Raw genomic sequence first — 6102 nt, forward strand, 5'->3', positions numbered from 1 at the left:
CACCACCCGGACGGGGCTCCCCACCCTGGCGAGGTTCCCCACCCTTGTGGAACTCGCCGCCTCGGTGGAACTCGCCACCCTGACGGAGCTCACGACCCTGCCGGAACTCGCCACCATGCTGGAATTCCCCGCCTTGGTGGAACTCTCCGTCCTGGCGGGGACGCTGCTGGTCCGGACGTGCCTGGTATCCGGGGTCCTGCTCGGGCCGGGGCTGGCCGTGCGGGAAGCCCGCGGAGGCGGCCGGCGCCATCGGAGCACCGTATTGGCCGGGCGGAACCTGCCCACCGTGCTCCGGACGCCCGGGCCCGTTCTGATCGCGGCGCACCGGACCGCCGGGTCCACCGTGTGATGGCACTCCGGCCGGGCCCCCGTGCGGCCCGGGACGGCCTTGACCACCGGGATGACCACCGGATCCTCCGGCCGGCGTGGGACGGCGAGTCGGAAGAGGTCCTCCGGAACCGGGCCTGCCATAGGTCCCCGGCCCACCCTGCCCATGTCCGACTTGTCCCGGTCCGCCGTAGGAGCCAGGCCGGCCCTGAGAACCGGGTCCACCCTGAGAACCGGGTCCACCCTGGTGGCCGGGACCGCCGAGAGTTCCGGGGCCGCCGGGAGCCCCCGGCCCGCCGGGGGCTTGCTGACCCTGGTTCCAGCCGTTGCCGGAGCCGTCGGGTCGCTGCGGCATCTGTCCGCCGGGCCGCCCCCCACGTCCGGGTGACACCGGCGCCGGCGCTGACGGGTGTCCGGGGTTGACCGGGACCGAGGGACGCCCCGCTCCACCGGGCCGCTGTCCACGCGGATCCGTCCCCTGAGCACCGCCGCCACCGGGACCGCCGAAGGGCTGACCGCCAGGCTGGACACCGGGCTGACCGCCGGGCGCCGACCCCTGCTCACGCCCGTAGACGGGCGCACCCCCACGCCGCCCGTCCCCACCCTGAAGGCGGTCGTGCATGTGGATGGGCCGGTTCCACGACGGCTCATCCCGGTGCGGTTGCGCGCCACCACCGGGCTGATCACGGCGCATTTCCTCGTACCGCGACTGATTTTGATCGGCAGCCCATGACGTGCCGGGGACCGATGCGCGGCCGGCGGGGCTGACCGGCACCGAGCTGGCGGGCGCGGATCCACCGCGGGACGCCTCGTAGACGGGTGTGTGCACGGCCTTACGGCGTCCGGGATCACCGGGATAGCGCTGTCCGGGCAGTGGCTGCCATTCCCAGGTGATCTCGTAGACCCAGGCGGGTTCGTCGTCCCAGCCGTCGCCCGGCCGGGAGCCCCATCCGCTCATCGGGCGTCCTGGTGCGTCGATGGGCAACGCTCCGTCACGGCGAACTCCACCTGTCAAGAAAATGAGCCGCAGGCGGCAGGGAGATCCGCGTAGAGTCTCCCGGCTCCGTCAGCAGGGTTTCGGAAAGGAGATTAACGGCGTGGACCAGCGAGACGCCAGCGTGCCGACGATCTCTCGAATCGGTCCGTTCCGCGCCTCCGTTACTACTTTCGGTGCACTGATCGGGTCAGGTTTCCGGCGGTACGCGACCTACCGGCAAGCCACCATAGCCGGAACGTTCACCAACGTCGTGTTCGGCTTCCTGCGCTGCTATGTCCTGCTGGCGGTGGCTGAGGGCGCGGCCGGGAACAGTCCGGGCGGCTATGCCCCGGACCAGCTCGCCCTGTACGTCTGGGTCGGCCAGGGTCTACTCAGTGTGATCGGGATCTGGGGCTGGACGGAGCTGGCCGACCGGATCCGTAGTGGTGACATCGCGGCCGACCTGTTACGTCCGATCGGTCCGGTGACCGCCTATCTGGCCGCTGACCTGGGGCGGGCGCTGCACGGGATGCTCACCCGGTTCGGCCCTCCGCTGCTGGCCGGGGCGGTTTTCTTCCCGTTGCACACGCCGGCCCGGTGGCAGACGGTGCCGTTGTTCGCGCTGTCGATCATGCTCGCGGTGATCATATGTTTCGGCTGCAAGTACCTGGTGAACTCGACGGCCTACTGGCTGCAGGACGCGCGCGGCCCGATCATGTTGTGGACTCTGGGTTCCGGGGTGCTGGGCGGCCTCTACTTCCCGCTGCGGCTGCTCCCGGAGCCGGTGTTGTACCCGTTGTGGCTGCTCACCCCGTTGCCGAGCCTGCTGCAGACGCCGTTGGACGTGATCGCCGAGCGGGACGGCCCGGTGACGCAGTCGGCTCTGGTGGCGCTGCAGGTGGTGTGGGCCGTGATCGTGCTGCTGCTGGCCGGCCTGGTGCAGCGGCGGGCGGAGAAACGCCTGGTGGTGCAGGGTGGGTGAGTTGCGGGCGTACGCCGCTCTGGGTGCCGCCCAGATCCGCTCGGCCGCCTCGTACCGGATGTCGTTCGTGATCGAGTTGTTCGGCAACGTGGGCGCGACCGTTTTTGACGTGCTGACCGTCCTGGTGCTGTTCCGGGCCACCCCGGCTGTGGGCGGTTTCACTCTGCGGGAGGCGGTGCTGATCGTCGGGATCAGTTCGGCCGGGTTCGCGCTGGCCGACATGCTGGTCGGGAACGTGGACCGGCTGAAGACCTATGTGCGGGCCGGCACTCTGGACGCGGTGCTGGTCCGGCCGCTGGCGGCGCTGCCTCAGCTGCTGCTGATGGACCTGCCGATCCGGAAGGCGCTGCGGGTGGTGTTCGGTTTCACCGTGCTGGGGCTGGCGGTCGCCGCCAACGACGTGGACTGGACCCCGGCCCGTGTGCTGCTGATTCTGATCACTCCGCTGGCGGCCTGTGTGTTCTTCGGGTCGATCTTCGTGCTGAGTGCCAGCCTGGCGTTCTGGTGGGTGGACTCCGGGGAGATCGGGTCGGCGTTCACCTACGGCGGGCGGGACTTCACGTCGTACCCCATCTCGGTCTACGGCGGCTGGTTCCGGAACCTTTTCGCGTACGCGCTGGGCTTCGGTTTCGTCGCCTACCAGCCGGCGCTCGCCCTCCTCGGCCGGGATGATCCGCTCGGTCTGCCGGCCTGGTCCGGTTTCCTGTCCCCGCTGGTCGCACTGGGTGCGGCCACGCTCGCCGGCGTCGTCTGGCGATTCGGCATCCGTCACTACCGGAGCACCGGCTCATGATTCAGATGCAGGACCTCAAGAAGGATTTCACCGTACGCGTGAAGACCGGCCGCCTGCGCCGCGGCAAGCGTGTCGTGGCGGCGGTGGACGGGGTGAGCCTGAGCATCGAGCGCGGCGAGATGGTCGGCTACATCGGCCCGAACGGCGCCGGGAAGTCGACCACGCTCAAGATGCTCACCGGTGTGCTCACGCCCACGTCCGGGCGGGTGTCGGTGTGCGGGCTGACCCCGGTCCCGCAGCGCACCCGGCTGGCGCTGCGGATCGGTGTGGTGTTCGGCCAGCGTTCCCAGCTGTGGTGGGATCTGCCGTTGCGGGAGTCGTTCGCGCTGCTCCGGCACGTCTACCGGGTGCCGGAGCGGGAGCATGCCGCCCGTCTGCGGCGCTGCCGTGACCTGCTGGACCTGGACGAGTTCCTGGACACCCCGGTCCGGCAGCTCTCGCTGGGCCAGCGGATGCGCGGTGAGTTGACGGCGGCTCTGCTGCACGGCCCGGAGGTGCTGTTCCTGGACGAGCCGACGATCGGGCTGGACGTGGTGAGCAAGCAGGCGGTCCGCTCGTTCCTGGCCGAACTCGGCGCCGGTGGTGACGTGACCCTGGTCCTGACCACCCACGACCTGGCCGACATCGAGCGTCTCTGCGAACGGCTGGTGGTGATCGACCACGGCCGGGTGGTGCACGACGGCAGCATCGAGGCGCTGCACTCCCGGTACGGTTCGCGCCGCAGCCTGGTCGCCGATCTGGAGCGTCCACTGCCGGACGGGTTCGCTCTGACCGGCACCACCCTGGCCGCGGTGACCGCGAATGGTCATCGCGTCACGTTCACCCTGGAGTCGGTGACGGCTGGTGCCGCGGTGGCCGAGCTGGTGACCGCGGTGCCGGTGCGCGACCTGTCGGTGGTGGAGCCGGACATCGAGGACGTGGTGGCCCGCCTGTACGCCGATCGCTAACGATGCTCCATCACCAGCACCGCCCAGGCGCCCGCCTCCAGAGCCTGGTAGCTGTGCGGCACGTCACCCGGAAACGTCACGTAGTCGCCCGGCCCGACCTCGACCAGCTCGTCCACCGGCCCGACCCGCATCCGGCCGGCGGACACCACGAGGTGTTCGACACTGCCCGGGATGTGCGGGTCGGCGTCGCGGCGCGCGCCCTGTTCCAGCTCCAGCACGTAGACGTCGCGCCGGACGCCGGGCACCGCCGCGGTCAGCAGGGTGCCGTAGAAGTCGGCGCCCTCGGCCCGGACCCGGGGGCTGCTGCCGGCCCGGACCACGCGCACCGGTGACGGTGGCGGCTCGATCAGCCGGCTGAAGGGGATGCCGAGCGCCACCCCGAGCGCCCACAGTGTCTCGATGCTCGGGTTGCCGCTGCCGGATTCCAGCTGGGACAGGGTGGACTTGGCCAGTCCGGCCCGCCGGGCCAGCTCGGTGAGCGAGATCCCGGCCCGGTCCCGTTCCCGGCGCAGTGCGGCGGCGATGACGGCCAGCGGCGGTGCCGGTTGCTGCATGTTCGCTCCATCGGTCTGATGCGTTCGGTTTGACGAACACTTGTGGTGTCGTTCAGCATGTCGAACTATGGGGACGTTATATCGAACACGTGCCCGCCCGCGAGACGTCGCCGCCCTGGCCGCCGCGTCTCTCGCGGTCGGCGCCTCCTTCGGTGCGATCACGATTGCGTACGGGCTACCGCAGTGGGTTCCACTCGTCATGTCCGTCCTGGTCTTCGCCGGCGGCTCACAGTTCCTGGCGGTCGGCCTGCTGGCGGCCGGCAACCCGATCGCCGCGGTGCTGGCCGGTCTCCTGCTCAACGCCCGCCACCTGCCGTTCGGCCTGGCGGTGGCGGACGCCGTCGGGCCACGCCTGCGGGACCGTCTGGTGGGCAGCCACCTGATGACCGACGAATCGGTCGCCTTCGCCCTGGCCGAGTCCACCCCGGCCGCCCGCCGCCGCGTCTACTGGCTGGTCGGCGCCACCCTGTTCGTGGCCTGGAACATCGGCGTGGCCCTGGGCGTCCTCCTCGGCGGCGCCACCGGCGACCCGGACGCCCTGGGCCTGGACGCGGCCTTCCCAGCCGGCCTGATCGCCCTGATCCTGCCCTCCCTCCGGGACCGCGACACCCGCCTGGTGGCCCTGGCCGGCACGGTCCTGGCCGTCCTGCTGACCCCGGTGCTGCCGGCCGGCCTCCCGGTGATGTGCGCCCTCCTGGGCCTCCTGGTCCTGCTGCGCCCCACCCGGCGCTCCACCCCCACCGCACCCGAGACCGGGCCCACCCCCACCGTGCCGGGGTCCGCCGGGTCCGGCTCCGCCTCGCCCGGGGCCGGGCTCACCGCCATCGTGCCGGGGTCCGCCGGGTCTGGCTCCGCCTCGCCCGCCACGGTCATGTCCACCCCCACCGCACCCGGATCCGCCGCGTCGGGGCGTGGTGGTGCCGGGACGGGTGTTTCCGGAAACGAGGAGGGGCGATGCTGATCGCCGCGATCCTGGTGCTGGCGGCCGGCACCTACGCCATCCGTCTCAGCGGCATTCTGCTGCACGACCGGCTGGAACTCTCCGACCAGGTGCGGCGCCTGCTGCCGATGTCGGCCGCGGCCCTGCTGGCGGCCCTGGCCGGAACCGCCGCACTGATGGCCGGCAGCGAGTTCGCCGGCCTGGCCCGTCCCGCCGGTGTGCTGGTCGGCGCCCTGCTGGCTTGGCGCCGATCCCCCTTCGTGGTGGTGGTGATCGCAGCCGCCGCCGCGACCGCCCTGCTCCGCCTGGCCGGAATCGAGTAGTCGGCCCGCCCGACCCGACCGCCCGACCCGGCCCGACCGCCCGACCCGGCCCGACCGCCCGACCCGGCCCGCCCGGCCCGGCCCGGCCCGCCCGCCCGACCCGGCCCGACCGCCCGACCCGGCCCGCCCGGCCCGGCCCGGCCCGCCCGCCCGGCCCGGCCCGCCCGCCCGGCCCGGCCCGCCCGCCCGGCCCGGCCCGCCCGCCCGGCCCGGCCCGCCCGGCCTGACCGACCGGCCCGGCCCGCCCGGCCTGACCGACC

General features: G+C 72.4%; 7 protein-coding genes. 6 read left to right on the plus strand and 1 reads right to left on the minus strand.

Annotation, left to right across the window (positions count from 1 at the left end; translation table 11 throughout):
• Nucleotides 1-46 precede the first annotated feature (46 nt).
• The 4 genes from ACQ0O7_RS37830 (at nt 47) to ACQ0O7_RS37845 (ending at nt 4025) form a co-directional block, all read left to right on the plus strand.
• Complete coding sequence (locus ACQ0O7_RS37830) at nt 47-349, plus strand: hypothetical protein (RefSeq protein WP_430789865.1); 303 nt, start codon at nt 47-49, stop codon at nt 347-349.
• Between the two features lie 1075 nt (nt 350-1424).
• On the plus strand, nt 1425-2285 hold the full coding sequence (locus ACQ0O7_RS37835) for an ABC transporter permease (protein WP_430789867.1): 861 nt from the start codon (nt 1425-1427) through the stop codon (nt 2283-2285).
• Nucleotides 2278-3078 (plus strand): ABC transporter permease, encoded by an 801-nt coding sequence (locus ACQ0O7_RS37840; protein WP_430789869.1) that lies wholly within the window; start codon nt 2278-2280, stop codon nt 3076-3078. The genes ACQ0O7_RS37835 and ACQ0O7_RS37840 overlap by 8 nt, the downstream gene beginning before the upstream one ends.
• Nucleotides 3075-4025: an ABC transporter ATP-binding protein gene (locus tag ACQ0O7_RS37845; RefSeq protein WP_430789871.1), complete on the plus strand. Its 951-nt coding sequence runs from the start codon at nt 3075-3077 to the stop codon at nt 4023-4025. The genes ACQ0O7_RS37840 and ACQ0O7_RS37845 overlap by 4 nt, the downstream gene beginning before the upstream one ends.
• Here the strand turns inward: ACQ0O7_RS37845 and ACQ0O7_RS37850 are convergent.
• Nucleotides 4022-4579, minus strand: a complete 558-nt coding sequence (locus ACQ0O7_RS37850; protein WP_430789873.1) for a helix-turn-helix domain-containing protein — start codon at nt 4577-4579, stop codon at nt 4022-4024. The two genes, ACQ0O7_RS37845 and ACQ0O7_RS37850, sit on opposite strands and share 4 nt — an antisense overlap.
• 67 nt (nt 4580-4646) lie before the next feature.
• On the opposite strand from ACQ0O7_RS37850, the gene ACQ0O7_RS37855 reads away from it, so the two are divergent.
• Together ACQ0O7_RS37855 and ACQ0O7_RS37860 are read left to right on the plus strand one after the other, a co-directional pair.
• Nucleotides 4647-5540 carry an AzlC family ABC transporter permease gene (locus ACQ0O7_RS37855; RefSeq protein ID WP_430789875.1) on the plus strand — a complete coding sequence of 298 codons (894 nt, stop codon included), beginning with the start codon at nt 4647-4649 and terminating at the stop codon, nt 5538-5540.
• A complete protein-coding gene (locus ACQ0O7_RS37860; RefSeq protein WP_430789877.1) occupies nt 5534-5842 on the plus strand; it encodes an AzlD domain-containing protein in 309 nt (102 codons plus the stop codon). Before ACQ0O7_RS37855 ends, ACQ0O7_RS37860 begins: the two co-directional genes overlap by 7 nt.
• The last annotated feature ends 260 nt before the right edge of the window (nt 5843-6102 follow it).

It is taken from the genome of Actinoplanes sp. G11-F43 (genome assembly GCF_050589265.1).
Classification (GTDB): domain Bacteria; phylum Actinomycetota; class Actinomycetes; order Mycobacteriales; family Micromonosporaceae; genus Actinoplanes.

Bases quoted from the DNA above. Each gene is read 5' to 3' on its own strand.
- ACQ0O7_RS37845 (WP_430789871.1), top strand. From the start codon at position 3,075: ATGATTCAGATGCAGGACCTCAAGAAGGATTTCACCGTACGCGTGAAG.
- ACQ0O7_RS37850 (WP_430789873.1), bottom strand. From the start codon at position 4,579: ATGCAGCAACCGGCACCGCCGCTGGCCGTCATCGCCGCCGCACTGCGC.
- ACQ0O7_RS37855 (WP_430789875.1), top strand. From the start codon at position 4,647: ATGGGGACGTTATATCGAACACGTGCCCGCCCGCGAGACGTCGCCGCC.
- ACQ0O7_RS37860 (WP_430789877.1), top strand. From the start codon at position 5,534: ATGCTGATCGCCGCGATCCTGGTGCTGGCGGCCGGCACCTACGCCATC.